The sequence below is a fragment of the Serratia sp. CY81684 genome, assembly GCF_052166595.1.
In the GTDB taxonomy this organism is placed as follows: domain Bacteria; phylum Pseudomonadota; class Gammaproteobacteria; order Enterobacterales; family Enterobacteriaceae; genus Serratia; species Serratia nematodiphila.
Genome location: NZ_JBJNOO010000003.1, coordinates 1,157,868 through 1,181,429, shown reverse-complemented (window position 1 = coordinate 1,181,429; position 23,562 = coordinate 1,157,868). Strand labels below are relative to the sequence as shown.

The following is a 23,562-nucleotide window of genomic DNA, read 5'->3' as shown; positions in this document are numbered from 1 at the left end:
TTAAATAACCGGTTTAATCGAGGCACCGCGGCCAATCGCATAGTAGGTAAAGCCGCGATTCGCCAAACGCTCAGGATCGTACAGGTTACGTCCATCGAAGATCACCGGCTGCTTCAACGCGCCCTTGATCACATCAAAGTCCGGCGCGCGGAAATTCTGCCATTCGGTGCAGATCACCAGAGCATCGGCGCCGTGCAACGCAGCCTCTTTGGTACCCATCAGCTTCAAGTCGTCGCGCTGACCATAGATGCGCTGAACTTCGTTCATCGCTTCCGGATCGTAGGCCTGAACGGTGGCGCCGGCAGCCCACAGCTGCTCCATCAGCACACGGCTGGACGCTTCACGCATATCATCGGTATTCGGCTTGAACGCCAGACCCCACAGTGCGAAGGTTTTGCCCTTCAAATCGCTGCCGAAATAGTCTTTGATAAAGCTGTTCAGCTTGTCTTTTTGTTGGTAGTTGACCTGCTCTACCGCCTGCAACAGCTTCGGTTGGTAACCGATCTGCTCCGCCGTGCGGATCAGCGCCTGAACATCTTTCGGGAAGCAAGAACCACCGTAGCCACAGCCAGGATAGATGAAGTGATAACCGATGCGTGAATCGGAACCGATGCCCTGACGCACTTTCTCGATGTCCGCGCCCAACATTTCCGCCAGGTTGGACATTTCGTTCATAAAGCTGATTTTGGTCGCCAGCATGCAGTTGGCGGCATATTTGGTCAGCTCCGCGCTGCGGATATCCATCATGATCATACGATCGTGATTGCGGTTAAACGGCTCGTACAGCTCGCGAATAGGTTCGATCACCTCTTTATTATCGGTGCCGATCACGATGCGCTCAGGGCGCATGCAGTCAGCCACCGCAGCGCCTTCCTTCAGGAATTCAGGGTTGGACACCACGTCGAACGGCACGTTGCTGCCGCGTTTTGCCAGCGTTTCCGCCATCACCTGACGCACTTTGTCCGCCGTACCGACCGGCACGGTAGATTTGTCGATCACCACTTTGCGATCGGTCATGTGCTCGGCGATGGTGCGCGCCACTGCGGTGACATATTTCAGATCGGCGGAACCGTCTTCATCCGGCGGCGTACCGACGGCGATAAACTGGATATTCCCGTGCGCCACGCCCGCTTTGGCATCGGTGGTGAAATGCAGACGGCCGGCCTCATAGTTTTGCTGTACCAGCGGCGTCAGGCCCGGTTCAAAAATCGGGATATTCCCTTTTTTCAGGTTCTCGACTTTTCGTTCGTCAACATCGATGCACATAACGTCATGGCCAACTTCAGCCAGCACGGCGGCCTGTACCAGCCCCACATAACCAATACCAAAAACTGTTACTTTCATGTGAAAATCCTAGTTTTTCAAATTAAGACGAAAGATCAAATTACTTCTTGTCAGCGGCAACAACCTGTTGCAGCCACTGAGAAAACTCTTTGCCCAGGCTGGCATGACGCATGCCGTACTCCACGAAGGCCTGCATGTAACCCAGTTTGTTACCGCAGTCATGGCTCACGCCTTTCAGGTGATACGCTTCCACCGTTTCCTGCTGCATCAGCATTTCGATGCTGTCAGTCAGCTGAATTTCATCGCCGGCGCCTGGAGGCGTTTTCGCCAACAGCGGCCAAATATCGGCGGACAACACATAACGACCGACAATCGCCAGGTTGGAAGGGGCTTTATCCGGTGACGGTTTCTCAACCACGCTGACCATCGGCGCGCTTTCGCCCGGTTGCAAATCAACGCCCTTACAGTCGGCTACGCCGTAGTTTCCGACATCCTTATGCGGCACGGGTTCAACCATGATCTGGCTGACGCCGGTGGCTTCGAAGCGCTGCAGCATTTCGTGCAGGTTGTCTTTTTGCGGATCGGCGCTGTATTCGTCGAGGATCACGTCCGGAAGCACCACCGCGACCGGTTCATCGCCCACCATCGGGTAGGCACACATAATCGCGTGCCCCAGGCCTTTGGCATTACCCTGACGAACCTGCATCACGGTAACGCCTTTCGGGCAGATCGACTGCACTTCGTCCAGCAATTGGCGCTTGACGCGTTTTTCCAGCATCGCTTCGAGTTCGAAACTGGTATCAAAATGGTTTTCGATCGAGTTCTTGGAGGAGTGGGTGACCAGCACAATCTCGTTAATCCCCGCCGCAATGCACTCATTGACGACGTATTGGATCAGAGGTTTATCAACCAGCGGCAGCATTTCTTTCGGAATGGCTTTGGTGGCCGGCAACATCCGCGTACCCAAGCCTGCAACCGGGATCACGGCTTTTCTGACTTTGCGATTTACAGCAGGCATTATTTCCTCTCTTAAAGCTAAAGCGCTCATTTTATGAGCTTGGGCTCGATATAAAAAAACCTTCGGAGTATACCAGCTTATGCGCGCCGAGCATTAACCAGAACACAAATAGAAAACATTTAGGACTATTACCCGTTCGGATAATCCGGAGAATAAATAAACGGTTTAATTACAGATAAGTAAATAGCTTAAGATCGCGCCGATCGCTGCCTGCTATTCAGCGCTGAGCATCAGTCGCAATCGGCCACCGCTGCCCCATACCTGACATTGCCAGGCGGTACAACGCTGGCTGATCTGATTCATGTAGGTTGCCCCCAGCGTCCCCAGTGGCACGCCGTTGCTCAGCTGGATTTGATTGTCACCGGTATTGACGTTGGCATGCAGCCCGGCGGAAACCAGAATCAGGTTTTTATTTTCGGCGTGATAATATCCCAACAACAGAGGGAATTGACCGTCTAATTTCCCCTGCCGCAATAATTGATTAACCTGCTTTAACAATGCCGACATTTGCGGCAAACGATGCTGTTGATTAGCCAGATGGTCCTGCAGCAGCCCATTAAATAATGCGCGCAACAGCAGTGCCGCCAATACGCCATTATCGCCGGCGCGCGTGACGTCCAGACAATAGAATGCCAGATCCTTTTCTGACAAGGCGGCGATATCCAGCACCAGGCCGGGATTTTCGCCGGTGGTTAACTGCCGATAGTTGATCCGGCAATGCGCAATGGTCTGCTGTACCGGCGGCTGCAGTTGCTTAAGCAGTTTGACGGCTTCGGAAGGATTTTTGCTCAACGCATCCCAATCCTGAAACAGTTCAACCTCTTCAATCGCCTGGGAGGTGAACATATTGGGGTATAAGCATGCCAGCACCGCTTCACGCAGGCGATTGAGATCGGTCAGCGGCTTGAGCAGCACATCCTGCACGCCCAACCGCAGCACCTTGGCGATGTCCGCCATCTTGTCGGTGGCCGAGATCACCAGCACCGGGATCTGCAGCCCCTGCAAACGCAGGTGTTCAACGAATTCGATACCGCCCATTTCCGGCATCGCGAGATCGCACAGAATCAGATCCGGCTTGAAGTCATCCACGGCACTCAGCGCCTGTAAACCGTTGGTCGCCTCGCCGGTTTCAGCGCCCAGCGAGGTCAGATAACCGACCAGCACGGAACGAAAAACCTGTTCGTCCTCAACGATCAAGATGCGCTTGTGAGTGAGTGGTAATGCCATCAGCCGAGCCTCGTCCCTTTCCATAGTGTAATAGTGGCTCAAAAAGGTCACTTATGCTCGTCTGAAACAGACCAACTGCGCATTGCCAACCAAGAACCGAGAATTATCTATTTTTTATCAACGGCAACAACCGATCCAGTTGTTTTTCAACCGCCAGCAACCCCGCCTCGATCGCTTCATCGGCGCGGTGGAAATCCAGCGTTGAGATTTGCGGGCAAAAAGGCTGGATCAAGACATCCGGCGGATCGCTCGCCATTCGGTTGCGCTTCAGGCGATTCTCCAGCATTTGAATCGATGTGCTCATAATCTCCATCGCCGTCGGCGCCGTCGCCGGTTTGCGCTTGCGCATTCTGCCGACGCGTTCCCGCAGACGCCCGCGCCAGGTAGCCGCAGGCGCATCGTCCGGGCTTTCTTCCTCGATACGTATCGAGAACAGATCCTGCTGCATCAGGTGCGCGTCATGCTGCAGATCGACCGCAATGACGATATCGGCACCCATGGCGCGGCAAAGCGACACCGGCACCGGATTGACCACCGCGCCATCCACCAGCCAATAGCCGTCGGCCCATACCGGCGCCAACAGGCCGGGCATGCTGCAGGAGGCGCGTATCGCCTGATGAATATCGCCTTCGGTCAGCCACAGCTCACGCCCGGTGCTGAGATTGGTCGTCACGGCACCGAACTTCAACGCACAATCGGCGATATCATTGATCTTCAGCAGCTGTCCGACGGCGTTAAACACCCGCTCGCCGCGCAACAGGCCGCCGCGCTGCCAGGAAAAATCCATCAGGCGAATCACGTCCCAATAGCTGAACGATCGCACCCACTGCTCCATCGCCGGCAGGCGATGGCTGGCGAACGCGGCGCCCACCAACGCGCCGACAGAGCAGCCGGCAACGATATCGACCTCAATCCCCAGCTTCTTTAACGCATTGATCACGCCGATGTGCGCCCAGCCTTTAGCCGAGCCCGCTCCCAGCGCCAGTCCGATCTTGATTTGCCGCATCGCGTCATCCTCTCGGTAAACGGTGTTCTCTGCTTTCAGGGTAGATTGTCACTGACGAATATTGTTAGGTAACATATGCGCTAAATTCATTTTCAGCCTCGTTTTCTCAGGAGTCATTTTGCCCGAATCATGCCCATGCGGCAGCGGACTGGCGTATAACGCGTGCTGCGCCCCTTTTATCAGCGGCATTCAGCCGGCGCCGACGCCCGGCCAACTGATGCGTTCACGCTTCACCGCCTACGTGAATCATAACGTCGACTATCTGATCGCCACCTGGCACCCCGACTGCGGCGCCGAAGCGTGGCGCAATGCCATCGTCGACAGTTTTAAGAATACCGAATGGCTGGGCCTGACGATCGTGGAAGAGAAAGCCGGTCATGAGCCGGATGAAGGCTTCGTCGAATTCATCGCCCGTTTCACCGATGGCGAAAGCGGCGAGCCGCAGGCGATGCATGAGCGCTCGCGCTTCCTTCGTCGCGATCAACGTTGGTATTATATCGACGGCACCAAACCCCAGCCCGGCCGAAATGCGATGTGTCCCTGTGGCTCAGGGAAAAAATACAAGAAGTGCTGCGGGCGCTAACCGGCCGGCGCTTCACGTTTACGCCTGCGCAGACAGGCCGTTCAGTATCAGACAGGATCCTCAAACCCATGCCACACCAAAATGTACAACGGAAAGTGTTACGCACCATCTGCCCGGACGCCAAAGGGCTGATCGCCAAGATCACCAACATCTGTTACAAGCACGAACTCAATATCGTCCAGAACAATGAGTTCGTCGATCACCGCACCGGGCGTTTCTTCATGCGCACCGAGCTGGAAGGCATTTTCAACGACAACACGCTGCTGGCCGATCTGGACAGCGCCTTGCCGGAAGGTTCGCTGCGTGAACTGCACAGCACCGGGCGCCGGCGCATCGTGGTGCTGGTCACCAAAGAGGCGCACTGCCTGGGCGATCTGTTGATGAAAAGCGCCTATGGCGGCCTCGACGTTGAGATCGCCGCCGTAATCGGCAACCACGACACGCTGCAATCGCTGGTGGAGCGTTTCGATATTCCTTTCCATCTGGTGAGCCACGAAGGCTTGACGCGCGAACAGCACGACCGCGAAATGACGGCCAAGATCGATCAATATCAGCCGGATTACGTGGTGCTGGCCAAATATATGCGCGTGCTGACCCCGGCCTTCGTGCAACATTATCCGAATCAGGTAATTAACATTCACCATTCGTTCCTGCCGGCGTTTATCGGCGCACGGCCTTATCACCAGGCCTACGAGCGCGGGGTAAAAATCATCGGCGCCACCGCCCATTACGTTAACGACAATCTCGACGAAGGCCCGATCATCATGCAGGACGTGATCCACGTCGATCACACCTATTCCGCCGAGGATATGATGCGCGCCGGCCGCGACGTGGAGAAAAACGTGCTCAGCCGCGCCCTGTATCAGGTGCTGGCGCAGCGCGTCTTCGTCTACGGCAACCGCACCGTTATTCTGTAATCGTTCAATAAATCGGTGCATTTCGTTCAGGGATGCACCGCCAAGAATAAAAAAACGGCAAACGATTCATTTTCTGCATTTCAATACTTTACACATCCGCTTCATTTGATATGATGCGCCCCGCTTACCGAGACAGCGCTCTCGCAAGCAAGGCCAGTTAAATAGCCATGTATATGGTGGGGTTCCCGAGCGGCCAAAGGGAGCAGACTGTAAATCTGCCGTCACTGACTTCGAAGGTTCGAATCCTTCCCCCACCACCATCTTCTCTTTGTTGATGAACTTGAAGCGAAAGCTGAAATATCATTAAACGCCGAGGGGGAGGATGAGAAGCTTCGACAAGGTTCGAGCCGAGCGCAGCGAGACAACGCGCTTTAGCGCGGTAATACTTAGAAGTGCACAATAGGAATTTAGCCGATTCCTTAAAAAATCAGCAAATCCATGAATACCATGGTGGGGTTCCCGAGCGGCCAAAGGGAGCAGACTGTAAATCTGCCGTCACTGACTTCGAAGGTTCGAATCCTTCCCCCACCACCATCTCTTGCAGAAAATCCCAAAACCCACTTAAAGCACATCGCATACAACACGTGCATCCAATGTTCTCGTATCAATAAATCAAGTTATCTCCCCTTATTAACCGCTTTCATCCAGCCGTTTTGTTCCTCACTCCCAGCCGTAACTTGAACTCCGGCCGACAATTCGCTATACCACTGGCTTCTTTAGTGCAGTAAGGAACAGGTGGATGCGAAACAATATTTGCGTTTTTTGTGGCGCCAGCGAAGGCGTCAATCCCGCTTATGCCGAGCAGGCTCGTCAACTGGGGCAACTGCTGGCCGCACAGGGGCGCCGTTTAATCTATGGCGGCGGCAAAAAAGGATTGATGGGGATCGTGGCGGACGCGGTGTTGGCCGCAGGCGGTGAAGCGGTCGGCATTATCCCCGAGCGTCTGGTTGAAGCGGAAACGGCGCATCGCGGCCTGACTGAATTGGAAGTGGTGCCAGACATGCATACGCGCAAAGCCCGTATGGCAGCGCTGGCGGACAGTTTTATCGCCCTGCCCGGCGGCATCGGCACGCTGGAAGAGCTGTTTGAAATCTGGACCTGGGGGCAAATCGGCTATCACAACAAGCCGGTCGGCCTGCTGAACGTCAACGGATTCTACCGACCGCTGAGCCAGTTCCTCGAGCACGTCGCCGATCAGGGCTTTATGCGTCACGACTATCTCGGCACCCTGCACATCAGCGAATCGGCACAGACGCTGCTGCAACAATTTGACGACTATCAACCTAAAAATTACGACCGCTGGGCGAAATAAACCCGCTGCGCAGTCAGCGGTCCTGCCGCTGTCTGCGTTACATTTCCCGCCAAACTCTGCTACTATCACAGCACATTTTTCTCGTGAAAACGGCACCGCTCATGAAGTTTGTCTCTTTTAATATCAATGGACTGCGCGCGCGTCCGCATCAGCTGGCGGCAATTATCGAACAGCACCAGCCCGACGTGATCGGTCTGCAGGAAACCAAAGTTCACGATGACATGTTCCCATTGGAAGAAGTCAGCCAGCACGGCTATCACGTGTTCTATCACGGGCAAAAAGGCCATTACGGCGTGGCGCTGCTGACCAAAGCGGAGCCCCTGGCCGTGCGCCGCGGTTTCCCAACCGATGAAGAAGACGCGCAGCGTCGCATCATCATGGCCGATCTGGCTACGCCGCAGGGCACGCTGACGGTGATCAACGGCTACTTCCCGCAAGGTGAAAGCCGCGACCATCCGATCAAATTCCCGGCTAAAACACGCTTTTATCAGGATCTGCAAAACTACCTGGAGCAGCAGCTGTCGGCGGAATCCCCGGTGCTGATCATGGGCGACATGAATATCAGCCCGAGTGATTACGATATCGGCATCGGCGAAGACAACCGCAAACGCTGGCTGCGCACCGGCAAGTGCTCCTTCCTGCCGGAAGAGCGCGAATGGATGGATCGCCTGCTGAACTGGGGCCTGGTGGATACCTATCGCCACGCCAACCCGGGGCGCAACGACGAGTTCTCATGGTTCGACTACCGCTCCAAAGGGTTCGACGACAACCGCGGCCTGCGTATCGATCTGCTGCTGGCCAGCACCCCGCTGGCTTCACGCTGCATCGCCACCGGCATTGATTACCAAACCCGCGGCATGGAGAAACCTTCCGACCATGCGCCGGTCTGGGCGGAATTCACGCTGTAACCCCATCCCCCCGGCGCTCGCCGGGGTTTTATTCTGTGAAGCCAATGAAAATTATCGACGTAGTAGCCGCCATTCTGGAACAAAATGGGCGTATTTTGCTGGCCCAGCGCGGCGCAGGCAGCGATCAAGCCGGCCTGTGGGAGTTTCCCGGCGGCAAGGTTGAAACCGGCGAAAGCCAGCCGGAGGCGCTGACGCGCGAGCTGGATGAAGAATTGGGGATTAGCGCCCGTATCGGCAACTATGTGGGCAGCAATCAGTGGCGGCAAGGCGAACGCATCATCCGACTGCATGCCTGGCGAGTCGCGGAGTTCTCCGGTGAACTGCAACAGCGCTGCCATTCGGCGCTGGTCTGGGTCACGCCGCAACAGGCGCAGGAATACCCCCTGGCGCCCGCTGACGTTCCACTGCTGGCGGATTATCTAGCCGCGCAAGGCGAGGCGCGCTAAGCGCGGTGACAGGTTACATCGTCACTTCTTTAATCGTACCCAAATCAAGGGGTTGGTGCCGATAGTATTAGGCTCACGCACGCACTGCAGCACTTCCCCTTCGACTTTGAGCACCGCCCCCTCGGAATAGTTCTGATTCTGGTAGACGCAACAACGGCTGCAGGGCTGCGCCGGCGGCGGATTGTCGCCGCTTTTGGCCGCGCCCCAGATCTCCGGCGAAACCGGTAGCACCACGTCCACATCGCCGCGATTGGCGGCGGCCAGGCCGGAAAACATCAGGGCCGCGGCAGCCAATACACCAGTGAGTCCATGCTTCATTCACTCTTCTCCTGCGCCTTGCCGGCGCTTTTCCTGCGTTTTTTGCCTCCGCTGGAGGGCGGCGGCGGCAATCCACGAAACGCCATGCTCGCCCGGCTCTGCTTGGCCTGATAAATCAGCTCTTGCAGCGTGCCGACCAACGGCTGCATAAAGTCCTGATAGCGGCAGGATTTCTCGCTGATTTGCGTCAGCGTGGCTTCCCAGTTGGCCGTCATATCAGGGCGTGCAGCAAGATCCGGCAGCGAGTGAATCAATGCGCGCCCGGTTTCGCTGGAGTGAATATAGCGTCCCTTCTTGTACAGAAACGCCCGCTTGAACAGCAATTCGATGATCCCCGCTCGCGTCGCTTCCGTACCTAAACCATCGGTCGCCCGCAGGATTTTCTTTAGCGCTTTATCTTGTACGAACCGCGCGATGCCGGTCATGGCCGACAACAGGCTGGCGTCAGTAAACGGCCGCGGCGGCTGCGTCTGGCGCTCCACCACTTCACCGCGCTCGCACAACAGCTCATCATCTTTAGCCACCACCGGCAGCGGCGCACCTTCGTTCTCCTCGTCGCGCTCCTTGCTGCCCAGCAGCGTACGCCAGCCGGCTTCCGCCAGGAATCGCGCCTTGGCGATAAATTTGCCGCCGGCGATATCCAGCTCGATCACACATTTGCGGAATACCGCATCCGGACAGAACTGCATCAGATACTGGCGCGCCACCAGCCCATACACGTTCCGCTCATCCTGCGTCAGATTAATCTTGCCGGCGCGGGCGGTGGGAATGATGGCGTGGTGCGCGTCGACCTTTTTATCGTCCCAGCAACGGTTGCGGCGATCGCTGTCGATCACCGGCTGCGGATACAGCTCGGGCTGGTGCACGCTGATGGCGTTCAGCACCGCGTGGCGGCCGGCGAAATGCTCTTCCGGCAGGTAGCGACAGTCGGAGCGCGGATAGGTAATCAACTTGTGGGTTTCGTACAGCCGCTGGCAAACGTCCAGCACCTGTTGCGCGCTGAGGTTATAACGCCGGGCCGCTTCGATTTGCAGCGTGGAGAGCGAAAACGGCAGCGGCGCGGTATCCGATTCCCGTTTATCATTATAAGACGTGACCAGAGCCGGCTGGCCTTCAATGCGCTTGACCACATGCTCCGCCAACGGCCGGTGCAGCAAACGCCCCTCTTCGTCCTGATAAGGCTCACAGGACTCACTGGGCTGCCACAGCGCCACGAAGCGTTCTTCTTTCGGCGTGACGATGTGCGCCTTGACCTCAAAGAAGTCTTTTGGCACGAAGTTTTCGATCTCTTCATCACGCCGTACCACCAATCCGAGCACCGGCGTCTGCACCCTGCCTACCGACAGCACGCCGTCGTAACCGGCGTTGCGGCCCAGCAGCGTGTAGGCGCGGGTCATATTGATGCCGTACAGCCAGTCGGCGCGCGAACGCGCCAGCGCAGACACGCACAGCGGGATGAAGTCACGGTTGTCGCGCAGGCGTTCAACCGCGCGCTCCACCGCCTGCGGGTTGAGATCGTTGATCAGACAGCGGCGCACGTTCTGGCGCTTTTCCGCCGTCAAATCCAGGTAGTCCAGCACCTCATCCACCAGCAGTTGCCCTTCGCGATCCGGGTCGCCGGCGTGAACCACTTCATCGGCTTCGAGCAGCAACTTTTTAATGGCGTTGAGCTGTTTGCTGACCGAAGGCCGCGGCTGCAACCGCCATTTTTCGGGAATGATCGGCAGGTCTGCCAACGACCAGCGCGCATAGCGGCTGTCATAGGCGTCAGGCTGGGCCTGCTCCAACAGGTGGCCGACGCACCAGGTCACCACGTCGTTGTTGCCACAGGCGATATAACCGTCGCCGCGGCGATGCGGCTTGGGCAAGACGTCGGCAATGGCGCGCGCCAAACTCGGTTTCTCGGCTATGAACAGTCGCATTAATCACCGTTTTTCTGGCTGAACGTCATCAAGAATTCTCTTACTTCTGCATAGTTACCACGGAAGACGATCCGCCGGGCTTTCTTTTCCAACTGATAGCAATACATCGGATCGTAGTACTGCTGCAACAAGGGCGCCAACCACTCGCGGTGCGCGTCACCCTGGCCGCTGAGACGCTGTGCCCGCAACGCTGCTTCCAGCCGCTGCGTCAGCTGCTGGAAGCGCTCCAGGCCCAACCGGCGGCGAATGGCGAACAGGCCGTGATGCAGATAGTCGTCGTACTGCCGCCAGCCTTCTTCCACGCCATAGGCCTGTTCGAACTGTTCGCGCATCCCGTCGATATATTCGGCCTGCAGGCGTGCCAGGCGAATATCAAACGGATCGTCGATCACCGCCACCGGCGCCTGCTGCATGCCGTTGAACAACGGCAACGGCAGATTGTTGCTGCCGATGATCCGCCCTTCGTCTTCCAGCACCCAACGGCGGCTGCCACCATGCTGTTTTTTCAGCAATAACACAGCCAGACGATTCTCAAAATCGATCTGTGAGCTTTGCCCCGTCAGCGTTCGGCCAAAAGATGAACCGCGATGGCGCGCCGCGCCTTCCAGATCGACGCCGTCGGCCAGTTCGTTGACCAGCAACGTCTTGCCGCTGCCGGTATTGCCGCCCACCAGGGCCATCGGCAATGCCGCGCTTTGCGCCAACACGCCGAGCAGATAATTGCGCAGCGCCTTATAACCGCCAGTGATACGCGGGTACTCGACGCCGGCCTCATGCAGCCATTGCTGCACCAGCTGTGAACGCAGCCCGCCACGGAAGCAGTAAATATAACCTTCGGGTCGCTGCGCACAGGCCGCCAGCCAGGCGGCGGTGCGCTGTTCGCGCAGTTTGCCGTTCACCAGGCTGTGGCCGAGCGCAATCGCCGCTTGCTGACCATGCTGCTTATAGCAAGTGCCCACCGCCTGCCGCTCGCTGTCGACTATCAGCGGCAGGTTCACCGCCTGAGCGAAGGCGCCTTGCTGAAACTCGATCGGCGCACGCACGTCAATCAGCGGCACGTCCTGCAGAAAAATGCGTTGATAATCGGCGCTGTCCGGCCTGCCTTGCATCTTGGACACTACACAACCTCGATCAGCGGTTTACCTGCCTGTGCGGCATGCAGCTCACCGATAGGATTGAGCGTGATGCCGTGCTGCTCGGCAATCGCCAGCACCTGCGCCTGCGCCTCAGGCAATACCGCCAACAGCAAACCGCCGGAGGTTTGCGGATCGCACAGCAGCTGACGCTGCAAATCGCTCATCTCGCCCACCAGATGGCCGTAGCTGTCGAAGTTGCGCCCGGTGCCGCCCGGCACGCAGCCCTCGGCGATGTACGCCTCGACATCCGGCAGCTTCGGCACCCGATCGAACCAGACCGTCGCCTGCAGACCGGAGCCCTGACAAACCTCGCTCAGGTGGCCCAACAGGCCAAAGCCGGTGATGTCGGTCATCGCCGTGACGCCCGCCACTTCGGCAAAGTCGGCGCCCGGCTTGTTAAGACGGCACATCACGTCCGTCGCCAGCCCTTGATGTTCAGGGCGCAGCTTGCTTTGCTTCTCGGCGGTCGTCAGCACGCCAATGCCCAGCGGCTTGGTCAGATAGAGTTGCGCCCCGGCCTGTGCGGCGCTGTTCTTTTTCACTCGCTCGGTATTGACCACGCCAGTGACCGCCAGGCCGAAGATAGGTTCCGGCGCATCGATGGAATGACCGCCGGCCAGCGCTATCCCCGCCTGCTGGCAGGCGAAACGTCCGCCGTCGATCACCTGCTGCGCCACCTCCGGCGGCAGTTTGGCGATTGGCCAGCCGAGAATGGCGATCGCCATGATCGGTTTGCCGCCCATGGCGTACACGTCGCTGATGGCGTTAGCGGCGGCGATACGGCCGAAATCGAACGGATCGTCGACGATCGGCATGAAGAAGTCGGTAGTGCTGATGATGCCGACGCCGTTGCCGATGTCATACACCGCCGCGTCGTCGCGGGTTTCATTGCCGACCAACAGACGCGGATCGACAAACTTTTCCCGCTCGCTGTGCAGGATGGTTTCGAGAACTTTCGGTGAGATTTTGCAGCCGCAGCCAGCGCCATGGCTGTACTGGGTTAAACGGATCGCTGGCGATGTCATAGTCCACTCCCTTCGGTAACGGCACTCAAGATAACATAGGGTAGCGCTTGCCGAGGGGATTGATAAGAGCGCGCCGCGGATAAGCGAGCGGCCTGCTCAGAAACCATGCAATTTTGCGGGGTTTGGCGCATTTTCGCCGCGCCCCGTTGGAAAAAACTTAGAAATAGCTGACGAAAGGCGTGCTGTCCGGCGGCGTCACTTTGGTGGCGGCCTTCAGCTGCGGCGTGCCCAGGTAGAGGAAACCGACGATCTCATCCTGCTCGCGGCAGCCGAAGGCTTCGCGCACCAGCGCATGCTCGGTCCAGGCGCCGGTGCGCCAGATGCCGTTAAAGCCCTGCGCCAACGCCGCCATCTGCATCGCCTGCACGGCGCAACCGGCGGAAACCACCTGCTCCCACCGCGGCACCTTGGTTTCCTCAGTGCAATGCGCGATGACGGTGATGATCAGCGGCGCGCGGAACGGCGCCTTGGTGGCTTTTTCAATCGCCGCTTCGTCCAGCTGATCCTGCTTCGCCGCCGCCTGAAGCAGCTGGCTGAAGCGCTCCAGACCCTGATTCTCGATCATCACGAAACGCCACGGCTGCAGCGCGCCGTGATCGGGCGCACGCAGGCCCGCGTTGATGATATTTTGGCGCACTTCCCCCGCCGGCGCCGGTTCCGCCAGACGCGAAGCCGAGCGGCGATTCAATAAAAGATCCAGAGCATCCATCGTAAACTCCTGATAACAATTTTCATTCCGGCCACGTTAACATAGCTAAACGACGAGTTACAGCCTCGACGATAGCGTCTGTGAGTCGCGATTTAAAGCTGACATTTACCCGGCCGCTCATTAGGATAGCGGAACATTCTCGACTCTTGTTGGAGAGCACATGCGCACATTGTGGCAAATTTTTGCCGGCATTTTCCGGTGGACATGGCGTCTGCTGAATTTTATCAGGGAACTGATCCTTAACCTGTTCCTGGTCTTGCTGATCCTGGTTGGGGTTGGCATCTATCTGTCCTTCCAAAGTTCCTCCACCTCGACGGCCCCGGCGCGCGGTGCGCTGCTGGTCGATTTAAGCGGCGTGGTGGTCGATCAGCCTTCGGTAAACAACCGGGTGCGGCAATGGGGCCGCGAACTGTTGGGCGCCTCCAGTAGCCGCCTGCAGGAAAACTCGCTGTTCGATGTAGTCGACAGCATCCGCAAGGCCAAAGACGACAAAAACATTACCGGCATGGTGTTGCAGTTGAATGACTTCGCCGGCGCCGATCAGCCGTCGCTGCGCTATATCGGCAAAGCGCTGCGCGAGTTCCGCGACAGCGGCAAACCGATCTTCGCCATCGGCGACAGCTACAACCAAACGCAATACTACCTGGCCAGCTACGCCAACAAGGTCTTCCTGTCGCCGCAGGGCGCGGTCGATCTGCACGGTTTCGCCACCAACAACCTGTACTACAAATCGTTGCTGGACATGCTCAAGGTCACCACCAATATCTTCCGCGTCGGCACCTATAAATCGGCGGTCGAACCGCTGATCCGCGACGATATGTCCCCGGCGGCGCGCGAAGCGGACAGCCGTTGGATCGGCGGCCTGTGGCAGAACTACCTGGAGACCGTGGCCGCCAACCGCCAACTGACGCCGCAGCAGCTGTTCCCGGGCGCAGCCGGCGTGCTGAGCGGCCTGCAGGCGGCCGGTGGCGACACCGCCCGCTACGCGCTGGACAATAAGCTGGTGGATGAGCTGGCGTCGCGCACCGCGATCGAAAATCAGTTGGTCAAGACCTTCGGCTGGGACAAACAGGCGAACGATTTCAACGCCATCAGCATCTACGACTATCAGCCGAAGCCGGACGCCAACCAGGGCGGCAAGATCGCCGTGGTGTTCGCCAACGGCGCCATCATGGACGGCCAGCAGACGCCGGGCAACGTCGGGGGGGACACCACCGCCGCCGAGCTGCGCCAGGCGCGTCTGGATCCGGCCGTCAAGGCCGTGGTGTTCCGCGTCAACAGCCCAGGCGGCAGCGTCAGCGCGTCCGAAGTGATCCGCTCCGAGCTGGCCGCCGTGCGCGCCGCCGGCAAACCGGTGGTGGTGTCGATGGGCGGCATGGCCGCGTCGGGCGGCTACTGGGTCTCGACGCCGGCCGACTATATCATCGCCAGCCCGAGCACCCTGACCGGTTCTATCGGCATTTTCGGCATCATCAATACCTACGAGAAAACCCTGGATACGCTGGGTGTGCACACCGACGGCGTGGCGACCTCGCCGCTGGCCGATATCGCGGTCACCAAGGCGCTGCCGCAGGAGTTCTCGCAGATGATGCAGCTGAATATCGAAAACGGGTATAAGAACTTCCTCGATCTGGTCGCCAAATCACGCAAGATGACCCCGCAGCAGGTTGACCAAATCGCACAGGGCCACGTCTGGCTCGGCAGCGACGCCAAGGCCAACGGCCTGGTCGATCAGTTGGGCGATTTCGACGACGCGGTGAAGAAAGCCGCCGAGCTGGCAAAGCTGCAGCAGTGGCAGCTCGACTGGTTCGTCGATACCCCAAGCCTGAGCGATATGGTGCTCAGCCAGTTTGGCGTTTCCATTCACGCCATGCTGCCGGCCGCGATTCAGGCCATGCTGCCCGCCCCGCTGGCTTCGGTCGCCAACGCGGTGAAAGAACAACCGGGCTTGTTCAATAACCTGAACGATCCGCAAAACCGTTATGCGATCTGTCTCACCTGCGGAGAAGTCCGCTAACAAATAATTCTGCAGCCCGGCCACCGCCGGGCTTTTTTTCTGCCGCCATGTCCCTATAATTCAGCCCATCTTATCTTTGTTAAAATCATAACCATGCAAAAGAAATCCATTTACGTCGCCTACACCGGCGGCACCATCGGCATGCAGCGTTCCGATCACGGCTACATCCCGGTTTCCGGGCACCTGCAGCGCCAGCTGGCGCTGATGCCCGAATTCCATCGGCCGGAGATGCCGGATTTCACCATTCATGAATACGCGCCATTGATTGACTCTTCAGACATGACGCCGGAAGACTGGCAGCACATCGCCGACGACATCAAGCAGAACTACGATCGCTACGACGGCTTCGTGATCCTGCACGGCACCGACACCATGGCGTTCACCGCCTCTGCGCTTTCCTTCATGCTGGAAAACCTGGCCAAACCGGTGATCGTCACCGGCTCGCAGATCCCGCTGGCGGAGCTGCGCTCCGATGGCCAAACCAACCTGCTCAACGCGCTGTATCTGGCGGCCAACCATCCGGTGAACGAAGTCAGCCTGTTCTTCAACAACAAGCTGTTCCGCGGCAACCGCACCACCAAAGCGCACGCCGACGGCTTCGACGCCTTCGCCTCCCCGAATTTGCCGCCGCTGCTGGAAGCCGGCATCCACATTCGCCGCCAGCAAGGCATCGACAGTCCGGCTTGCAACGGCGCGTTGCAGGTGCATGACATCACGCCGCAGCCGATCGGCGTGGTCACCATCTATCCGGGCATTTCCGGCGCGGTGGTGCGCAACTTCCTGCTGCAGCCGGTCAAAGCGCTGATCCTGCGCTCCTACGGCGTCGGCAACGCACCACAGAAGGCCGAGCTGATCGACGAGTTGCGTGCGGCCTCTGAACGCGGCATCGTGGTGGTCAACCTGACGCAGTGCATCTCCGGGCGCGTCAATATGGAAGGCTACGCCACCGGCAACGCGCTGGCGCATGCCGGGGTGATCAGCGGTTTCGACATGACGGTGGAAGCCGCCCTGACCAAGCTGCACTATCTGTTGAGCCAGCCGCTGACGCCGGAACAAATCCGCACGCTGATGCAGCAAGATCTGCGCGGCGAGCTGAGCATCAACGGTTAACCTACTGAACTCTGGAGCGGCGATGAAAACGGCCCTGTTGTTGATCGATCTGCAAAACGATTTCTGCCCCGGCGGCGCGCTGGCGGTCACGGAGGGCGACGCCGTCATCCCGGTAGCCAATCAGGCGATCGCCGCCTGCCTGGCGCGGGGCGAGCCGGTGGTGGCCAGCCAGGACTGGCATCCCGCCAATCACCGCAGCTTTGCGATGAACTCCCATGCGCAGGTCGGTACCCTCGGCGAGCTGGAAGGTCTGCCGCAGGTGTGGTGGCCGGTGCACTGCGTGCAAGGGAGCCACGGCGCCGATTTTCATCCTCAATTGCAGCGGCAACACATCAATGCCGTTTTTCGCAAAGGGCAGGATACGAGCATCGACAGCTACAGCGCGTTCTTCGATAACGGCCACCGGGCGCAGACCGAACTGCACGATTGGCTGCAATCGCAGGGCGTCCGGCGGCTGGCGATCATGGGCCTGGCGACCGACTACTGCGTGAAGTTCAGCGTGCTGGATGCACTGGCTGCCGGCTATCCGACGCAGGTGATCGTCGACGGCTGCCGCGGCGTGAATCTGCAGCCGGGCGACAGTGAGCAAGCGCTGCAGGACATGGCGCGCGCCGGCGCACAGCTAGTTACCCTGTCACAGTTCCTCGCCAACTAAATCCTCTCGGGCGCCACCGGCGCCCTCTCTACGCAGCGGCGAAATTATCGACGCCGCTCACAATACCACCTTTCTTCTTCCCCAACGGCTTGTGACCGGCAGGCGCTTTTGCTGTTATGGCTGCGACGCTTTTGGCGTCAATCGGTTATACGCATCCGGGGCCCCACTGAGCCCGGCTTTATTGTGCCCGCCCCTGGCGGTACGGTCGGCCTTGCCGACCACGAGGAGACAGACATGAAAATAACCCGAAAACTGCTGCCTTTGCTGGCGGCGGTGCAATTGGCTATGGCCGGGGTAAGCACGGCCCAGGCGGCCTATCTCTCCGTCGGCTACTTCAACGGCGGCGGCGACGTTACCGCCGGCCCCGGTGGTGACATCGACAAGCTGGACGTGACGCAAATCACCCATCTCAACTATTCGTTTGGCCTGATCTACAACGACGAGAAAGACGAAACCAATGCGGCGCTGAAAGACCCCGCTCGCCGCCACCAGATCTACCTGTCGCCGAAAGTCACGGCCGATCTGCAACGTCTGCCGGTGCTGCGCAAACAGAACCCCGAGCTGAAAGTGCTGTTGTCGGTCGGCGGCTGGGGTGCACGCGGTTTCTCCGGCGCCGCCGCCACCGCGGAAAACCGGGCAATTTTCATTCGCTCCGCGCTGCAGGTGATCGCACAGTACCGGCTGGATGGGATCGATCTGGACTGGGAATACCCGGTAAACGGCGCCTGGGGTTTGGTGGAAAGCCAACCGGCAGACCGCGACAACTTCACCCTGCTGCTGAGAGAGCTTCATCAGGCGCTGGGTAAAGGCAAGCTGTTAACCATCGCCGTCGGGGCCAACGTCAAAAGCCCGCAGGAATGGGTCGATGTGAAAAGCATTGCCCCTTACCTCAACTACATCAATCTGATGACCTACGATATGGCTTACGGCACACAGTACTTCAATGCCAACCTGTACGATTCAAAGCGCTGGCCAACCGTAGCCGCCGCCGACCGCTACAGCGCCGATTCCGTGGTAAAACATTATCTTGCCGCCGGATTAAAACCGGCGCAGATGAACCTGGGTCTCGGTTTCTACGGCCGGGTGCCGAAACGAGCGACCGAAGCGGGCATCGACTGGGACAAGCCGGACGCCGCCAAACATCCGGTGACGCAGCCTTATTTCAGTGCGCGAGAAACCGCTCTGTTCCGCACGCTGGGGTTGGATCTCAGCAAAGACACTTACTTTAAATACCACGATATCGTCAGCAAATTGCTCAACGATCCGCAGCAGCGTTTCCGCGAGCACTGGGATGACGACGCCAAGGTGCCTTACCTGACGCTGCAATCCGCCGAAGGCAAACCGCTGTTCGCCATCTCCTACGAGAACCCGCGTTCGGTGGCTATCAAAGCCGAGTACATCAAAAGCCAGGGATTGGGGGGAGCGATGTTCTGGGAGTACGGCGCGGACGACAATAACCGGCTGGCGCAACAGCTGGCGGAGTCGCTGGGAATAATAAAAGGCGAGAAACAGTAAATCGACGGGGCGATGGCGACATCGCCCCGCTTTAGGGACAGCTTACTGCGGTTTAAGTTTGACCAGCGGCTCGGCAACAAACTGCTGCTTCAGTTCTTGCTTGCTCTTCATCACGATCTGCCCGTCGGTGCCGATGCTCATGTGCTGCGGATCGACGTTGTTCATCGACTGCCACAGCATCACCGCCTGCAGGCTGTTTTCCTTCTGCTCAGGCGTCAGCGCCACGCCGTCCGGCCACTTGCCCAGCTCAACCGCCTGCACCAGGCGCTGGTATATCTCGGGCGTCATCGCCGCAATCAGATCTTTCACGTCCATCAGAGCCCTTCTCGCTTACAGATGAATAATTAGCTGAATCGATTTTGTTGATTAAATTACCACTTAACCGGCCGTTTGGTCGCCATTTTCGCCATCGGTGAAACTCAGCGAGGCGGAGTTGACGCAGTAGCGGTCGCCGGTCGGCTGCGGGCCATCAGGGAAAACGTGCCCCAGATGCGCGTCGCAGTGGCCGCAGCGGATTTCAACACGATGCATATTATGTGAATTATCATCAAGATAACGGATTGCATCGGCGGAAACCGGCTCATAAAAGCTCGGCCAGCCGCAGCCGGAATCGTATTTGGTTTCGGAATAGAACAGCGGCTGGTTACAGCACAGGCAATGGTACACGCCCTCGCGTTTGTTGTGCAGCAATTTGCCACTGAACGGCGCTTCGGTGCCGCGCTGTTGCGTCACATAACGTTGGATTTCATTCAGTTCCGTGACCGGATGACCGGGGGTTGTCTCTTTAGCCATTTGTGCTTATCTCTGAATGTGGATAATGTCAACGAAAACAATGATTAATAATAACAAAAAATTAACACCGCTGCAGGGGTTTTTGGCCTAAACTGTAGCCCATAAAGGCCACGTCACGATGATATGTGATAACGATCACACATCTTGCGTATGCTGACTTTATACTTGGCGGCTTGTCCCCATATAACGGATGAGGCCGAGCGCAAATGGACTGTGCAATAAGCGTGCAAAACCACCCTTCCGGTTTGACTTGCCGCAAGTATTGACACGATTCCGCTTGACGCTGGGTAAGGTTTTTGTAATTTTACAACCAACCTTTTATTCACTAACAAATAGCTGGTGGAATATATGACTATCAAAGTAGGTATCAACGGTTTTGGCCGTATCGGTCGCATTGTTTTCCGTGCTGCTCAAGAGCGTTCTGACATCGAGATCGTTGCAATCAACGACCTGTTGGACGCAGAGTACATGGCTTACATGCTGAAGTATGACTCTACTCACGGCCGTTTCAACGGTACGGTAGAAGTTAAAGACGGCCACCTGGTTGTTAATGGCAAAACCATCCGTGTTACCGCAGAGAAAGACCCGGCTAACCTGAAGTGGAACGAAGTGGGTGTTGATGTGGTTGCTGAAGCGACCGGTATCTTCCTGACCGACGAAACCGCGCGTAAACACATCACCGCCGGCGCTAAAAAAGTGGTTCTGACTGGCCCATCCAAAGATGCGACCCCAATGTTCGTTCGCGGCGCCAACTTTGACAAATATGCCGGCCAGGACATCGTGTCCAACGCCTCTTGCACCACCAACTGCCTGGCGCCACTGGCTAAAGTCATCAACGACAACTTCGGTATCGTTGAAGGCCTGATGACCACCGTTCACGCCACCACCGCTACTCAAAAAACCGTTGATGGCCCGTCTCACAAAGACTGGCGCGGCGGCCGCGGCGCATCCCAGAACATCATCCCTTCTTCTACCGGCGCAGCGAAAGCGGTTGGCGTGGTTCTGCCAGAGCTGAAAGGCAAACTGACCGGTATGGCGTTCCGCGTACCGACGCCTAACGTGTCCGTTGTTGACCTGACCGTGCGTCTGGAAAAAGCGGCTACCTACGAAGAAATCAAGAAAGCCATCAAAGACGCCGCTGAAGGCTCTATGAAAGGCGTTCTGGGCTATGTTGAAGACGACGTGGTTTCCACCGATTTCAACGGCGAAGTGCTGACCTCCGTGTTCGATGCCAAAGCCGGTATCGCACTGAACGACAACTTCGTGAAACTGGTTTCCTGGTACGACAACGAAACCGGCTACTCCAACAAGGTTCTGGATCTGATCGCTCACATCTCCAAGTAATGGCATGATGTTAAGCTGATAATGAGGGCGACATTTTTTTGTCGCCCTTTTTTTACCCGTCATCTTTCGAGTCACAGCGTTGTTCGCTGCACACACTCACCTCAGTCACTGTCTAAGCATGCGCCTGAGGGCCTGGTTGTGACCCGAAAGCTAATAGGGTCCATTTCTATCTCCGGCAAACAATAGGTCATGAAATGAACGAGAAAATTTTCACCCTGCCCGTTTCCGAACAAATTTCTCCTTATATCAGCCAGCGGCAACTCGATGAGCTGGGCGTGGTTGTGGTGTCGCACCCGAAAGTGCGCGCGGCCGTCGCGCTGCAAGGCGCGCATTTGCTGGCCTGGCAGCCCAGCGGTGAGCAGCCGGTGATTTGGCTCAGCAACAACACGCCTTTCGCCACAGGCAAGGCCATCCGCGGTGGCGTGCCGATCTGCTGGCCGTGGTTCGGCCCGGTGGCGCAACCCTCCCACGGCTTTGCCCGCAACCAGCCCTGGAGTCTGACGGCGCACGATGAAGATGAGAACGGCGTCATCCTGACCTTTACGCTGAAAGACAATGAGCAGACCCGCAAACTGTGGCCGCACGCCTTCACGCTGATTGCTCGCTTCAAGCTGGGTGAAGAGTGCGAGATCGAGCTGGAATCGCACGGCGATTATCAAGCCACGGCGGCGCTGCACAGTTACTTCCAGGTCGGCGACATCGATCGGGTCAGCGTGGCGGGCCTGGGCGAGCCTTATATCGACAAGGTGGCGGGCGGCGCAGAGGCGCATCAGACGGGCGAAGTGACATTCATCGGCCAAACCGACCGCGTCTATACCCGCCCGGAAGCTTTCAGCCAGATCCGCGATCCGGCACTCGCTCGCACCATCGAGGTTCACCACCATCATATGAGCGACGTCATCGCCTGGAACCCCGGCGTGGAACTCTCCTGCAGCATGGGGGATATGCCGAACGACGGTTACAAGACCATGGTCTGCATCGAGACCGGGCGCGTCAGCAAACCGCTGGTCGCTGCCGGCGAGCAACCCGCCCGTTTGGGTGTCACCTTCCGCAGTCGTAAGAAGGTCTGAGGAACCGTGCGCGGAAGCGCACCACGGATGTGCAAAAGGGGCGCCAGCGCCCCTTTTTGATGCACGACATGCACGATAGTTGTGCAATGCGTGATTAGAAGGTGTAGCTCACACCCGTCATCAACAAACCGGTGTAAGATTTATCCACCATCGGGCTGTCTTTCACTTCATCCGACAATTTCACATAGCGGCCGACGAAGAAGGCGTTCCAGCTTTTGTTGATCTGATAATTGGCGCTCAGCTCGAGATACGGAGCCCAGCTATCGCCAGGGGTGTAGCTGTCCAGGCCGCTGCGGCGTGATTCATTGGCGCTGACGCCGTAGTAATATTTGTTCTGGTTCTTGCTGTTCCACATCACGCCCACACCCGGGACCAGCGTCAGCGCGTCCAGATCAAACTTGTACAGATAAGCGACATCGCCCACCAGCCCGTTGCTGTTGTTCAGCGTGTCGCCGGTGAACGTGGTACGAAGGGTGCCCCATTCCGCGTTGTGCGAATAGGCCAGGCCGGCCATCAGCGTGCCGCGACGCTTGTCGAGGCGCTTCATGCGATCGTCGTCGCTGTCGCCCGGACGGTAGCCCCATGGCGTGTAGTAACCCATGATGCTCAGCTGGTTTTCTTGATCTTTCCACAGGTAGTAACCGGCGGTCAGAGTACGGAAGTAGAAGTCGTCACCTTCATAGTCGATGACGGGCACCGGATAAACGCGGTCCTGATAACCGCGATACGCGTCCGGACTAACCAGCGCGGCAGCACCGAGTGACCAGGTCCCCGCCTGAGCACTTTGCGCACAAACCATTGCGGAAGCGATAATTGCTAGCGTTTTGAGTTTTGAAATCTTCACTGGTTCTTTTTCCATAAATTACAGGGTTAATAGCCGCGATAGTTTATGTGAAAATTTAGTTGCGCGCCTAATCTTTACAAAGGAAAACGACCAAGATCGAATAACTTATAGCGGAATTATGAATTAATCATGGCGGAACGATGACGTTTTATCCCGCAGGCCGCGCCAGACAAGGCATTTGGCTTCCACGGTAATAACTGAGTCATTGATATGACTTAAAAAAAGCTTTTTCTGCGGCAGGAAATTTTCCGGCAAGCAAACTAAGCTTAAATCAGAAGGTGAATTTATCCTGGGCCCAGTGGCATACAGCGCAACTCGCGATAATAAGCGCACCAAGTTGGCATACGGGTTGCTGTACTCAGGCGTATTCTCATCTTTCGGGAGCCAGAACACTATCACACGCT

At 57.7% G+C, this 23,562-nt stretch carries 24 protein-coding genes and 2 tRNA genes; 13 read left to right on the top strand and 13 right to left on the bottom strand.

Features of this window, described 5'->3' with window-relative positions:
- From ACJ8QF_RS13525 to rssA, 4 genes are all read right to left on the bottom strand, one after another.
- On the bottom strand, positions 1–1,344 hold the full coding sequence (locus ACJ8QF_RS13525) for a UDP-glucose dehydrogenase family protein (RefSeq protein WP_004932175.1): 1,344 nt from the start codon (positions 1,342–1,344) through the stop codon (positions 1–3).
- Positions 1,345–1,384: 40 nt separating this feature from the next.
- Positions 1,385–2,302: a UTP--glucose-1-phosphate uridylyltransferase GalU gene (gene galU, locus ACJ8QF_RS13520; protein ID WP_004932177.1), complete on the bottom strand. Its 918-nt coding sequence runs from the start codon at positions 2,300–2,302 to the stop codon at positions 1,385–1,387.
- A 213-nt stretch (positions 2,303–2,515) separates the two neighbouring features.
- Positions 2,516–3,529, bottom strand: coding sequence for a two-component system response regulator RssB (gene rssB / locus ACJ8QF_RS13515; RefSeq protein ID WP_004932178.1), 1,014 nt, complete (start codon positions 3,527–3,529; stop codon positions 2,516–2,518).
- 103 nt (positions 3,530–3,632) lie between these two features.
- Positions 3,633–4,535 carry a patatin-like phospholipase RssA gene (gene rssA, locus ACJ8QF_RS13510; protein ID WP_015378095.1) on the bottom strand — a complete coding sequence of 301 codons (903 nt, stop codon included), beginning with the start codon at positions 4,533–4,535 and terminating at the stop codon, positions 3,633–3,635.
- A 118-nt stretch (positions 4,536–4,653) separates the two neighbouring features.
- On the opposite strand from rssA, the gene ACJ8QF_RS13505 reads away from it, so the two are divergent.
- The 7 genes from ACJ8QF_RS13505 to ACJ8QF_RS13475 all read left to right on the top strand — a co-directional run bounded on the left by ACJ8QF_RS13505 (position 4,654) and on the right by ACJ8QF_RS13475 (position 8,701).
- Positions 4,654–5,118: a YchJ family protein gene (locus tag ACJ8QF_RS13505; protein WP_049187815.1), complete on the top strand. Its 465-nt coding sequence runs from the start codon at positions 4,654–4,656 to the stop codon at positions 5,116–5,118.
- Positions 5,119–5,186: 68 nt separating this feature from the next.
- On the top strand, positions 5,187–6,035 hold the full coding sequence (gene purU, locus ACJ8QF_RS13500) for a formyltetrahydrofolate deformylase (RefSeq protein ID WP_016927485.1): 849 nt from the start codon (positions 5,187–5,189) through the stop codon (positions 6,033–6,035).
- A gap of 175 nt (positions 6,036–6,210) precedes the next feature.
- Positions 6,211–6,295 (top strand) — tRNA-Tyr (locus tag ACJ8QF_RS13495).
- Between the two features lie 189 nt (positions 6,296–6,484).
- Positions 6,485–6,569: transfer RNA gene (locus ACJ8QF_RS13490), tRNA-Tyr, on the top strand.
- 205 nt (positions 6,570–6,774) lie between these two features.
- Positions 6,775–7,347: a TIGR00730 family Rossman fold protein gene (locus tag ACJ8QF_RS13485; protein WP_004932190.1), complete on the top strand. Its 573-nt coding sequence runs from the start codon at positions 6,775–6,777 to the stop codon at positions 7,345–7,347.
- A 101-nt stretch (positions 7,348–7,448) separates the two neighbouring features.
- Complete coding sequence (xthA, locus tag ACJ8QF_RS13480) at positions 7,449–8,255, top strand: exodeoxyribonuclease III (protein WP_004932192.1); 807 nt, start codon at positions 7,449–7,451, stop codon at positions 8,253–8,255.
- A 44-nt stretch (positions 8,256–8,299) separates the two neighbouring features.
- Entirely contained in the window at positions 8,300–8,701 is a 402-nt protein-coding gene (locus ACJ8QF_RS13475; RefSeq protein ID WP_021503849.1) for a pyrimidine (deoxy)nucleoside triphosphate diphosphatase, read from the top strand.
- Positions 8,702–8,722: 21 nt separating this feature from the next.
- On the opposite strand, the gene ACJ8QF_RS13470 is transcribed toward ACJ8QF_RS13475, so the two are convergent.
- The 5 genes from ACJ8QF_RS13470 to ACJ8QF_RS13450 form a co-directional block, all read right to left on the bottom strand.
- Positions 8,723–9,019 (bottom strand): YnjH family protein, encoded by a 297-nt coding sequence (locus ACJ8QF_RS13470; RefSeq protein WP_442537580.1) that lies wholly within the window; start codon positions 9,017–9,019, stop codon positions 8,723–8,725.
- Positions 9,016–10,941 carry a DNA topoisomerase III gene (locus tag ACJ8QF_RS13465; RefSeq protein WP_004932196.1) on the bottom strand — a complete coding sequence of 642 codons (1,926 nt, stop codon included), beginning with the start codon at positions 10,939–10,941 and terminating at the stop codon, positions 9,016–9,018. The genes ACJ8QF_RS13470 and ACJ8QF_RS13465 overlap by 4 nt, the downstream gene beginning before the upstream one ends.
- On the bottom strand, positions 10,941–12,050 hold the full coding sequence (mnmH, locus tag ACJ8QF_RS13460) for a tRNA 2-selenouridine(34) synthase MnmH (RefSeq protein WP_442537657.1): 1,110 nt from the start codon (positions 12,048–12,050) through the stop codon (positions 10,941–10,943). The genes ACJ8QF_RS13465 and mnmH overlap by 1 nt, the downstream gene beginning before the upstream one ends.
- A gap of 8 nt (positions 12,051–12,058) precedes the next feature.
- A complete protein-coding gene (selD, locus tag ACJ8QF_RS13455; protein WP_004932201.1) occupies positions 12,059–13,102 on the bottom strand; it encodes a selenide, water dikinase SelD in 1,044 nt (347 codons plus the stop codon).
- A 157-nt stretch (positions 13,103–13,259) separates the two neighbouring features.
- Positions 13,260–13,811, bottom strand: coding sequence for an NAD(P)H nitroreductase (locus tag ACJ8QF_RS13450; RefSeq protein ID WP_004932204.1), 552 nt, complete (start codon positions 13,809–13,811; stop codon positions 13,260–13,262).
- Positions 13,812–13,971: 160 nt separating this feature from the next.
- Between ACJ8QF_RS13450 and sppA the strand changes: the two genes are divergently transcribed.
- The 4 genes from sppA (at position 13,972) to ACJ8QF_RS13430 (ending at position 19,108) form a co-directional block, all read left to right on the top strand.
- A complete protein-coding gene (gene sppA, locus ACJ8QF_RS13445; protein ID WP_049186407.1) occupies positions 13,972–15,828 on the top strand; it encodes a signal peptide peptidase SppA in 1,857 nt (618 codons plus the stop codon).
- Between the two features lie 93 nt (positions 15,829–15,921).
- The gene (gene ansA, locus ACJ8QF_RS13440) at positions 15,922–16,938 is read left to right on the top strand and encodes an asparaginase (protein ID WP_049186406.1); all 1,017 of its coding nucleotides are present in this window, start codon (positions 15,922–15,924) and stop codon (positions 16,936–16,938) included.
- A 22-nt stretch (positions 16,939–16,960) separates the two neighbouring features.
- Positions 16,961–17,593, top strand: coding sequence for a bifunctional nicotinamidase/pyrazinamidase (gene pncA, locus ACJ8QF_RS13435; RefSeq protein WP_442537579.1), 633 nt, complete (start codon positions 16,961–16,963; stop codon positions 17,591–17,593).
- A 234-nt stretch (positions 17,594–17,827) separates the two neighbouring features.
- Positions 17,828–19,108, top strand: a complete 1,281-nt coding sequence (locus tag ACJ8QF_RS13430; protein WP_049186404.1) for a glycoside hydrolase family 18 protein — start codon at positions 17,828–17,830, stop codon at positions 19,106–19,108.
- Between the two features lie 42 nt (positions 19,109–19,150).
- On the opposite strand, the gene ACJ8QF_RS13425 is transcribed toward ACJ8QF_RS13430, so the two are convergent.
- Together ACJ8QF_RS13425 and msrB are read right to left on the bottom strand one after the other, a co-directional pair.
- Positions 19,151–19,423, bottom strand: a complete 273-nt coding sequence (locus ACJ8QF_RS13425) for a YeaC family protein (protein ID WP_004932218.1) — start codon at positions 19,421–19,423, stop codon at positions 19,151–19,153.
- A 63-nt stretch (positions 19,424–19,486) separates the two neighbouring features.
- Positions 19,487–19,900, bottom strand: a complete 414-nt coding sequence (gene msrB, locus ACJ8QF_RS13420) for a peptide-methionine (R)-S-oxide reductase MsrB (RefSeq protein ID WP_004932219.1) — start codon at positions 19,898–19,900, stop codon at positions 19,487–19,489.
- 348 nt (positions 19,901–20,248) lie between these two features.
- Here msrB and gapA point away from each other — a divergent pair, with 348 nt between their 5' ends.
- Positions 20,249–21,244 carry a glyceraldehyde-3-phosphate dehydrogenase gene (gene gapA / locus ACJ8QF_RS13415; protein ID WP_004932222.1) on the top strand — a complete coding sequence of 332 codons (996 nt, stop codon included), beginning with the start codon at positions 20,249–20,251 and terminating at the stop codon, positions 21,242–21,244.
- Positions 21,245–21,438: 194 nt separating this feature from the next.
- Positions 21,439–22,314 (top strand): D-hexose-6-phosphate mutarotase, encoded by an 876-nt coding sequence (locus ACJ8QF_RS13410; protein ID WP_004932225.1) that lies wholly within the window; start codon positions 21,439–21,441, stop codon positions 22,312–22,314.
- A gap of 94 nt (positions 22,315–22,408) precedes the next feature.
- Here the strand turns inward: ACJ8QF_RS13410 and ACJ8QF_RS13405 are convergent, their stop codons facing one another.
- Entirely contained in the window at positions 22,409–23,173 is a 765-nt protein-coding gene (locus ACJ8QF_RS13405) for a MipA/OmpV family protein (RefSeq protein ID WP_015378103.1), read from the bottom strand.
- 108 nt (positions 23,174–23,281) lie between these two features.
- Complete coding sequence (locus tag ACJ8QF_RS13400; protein ID WP_153297016.1) at positions 23,282–23,557, bottom strand: hypothetical protein; 276 nt, start codon at positions 23,555–23,557, stop codon at positions 23,282–23,284.
- Positions 23,558–23,562: the final 5 nt, after the last annotated feature.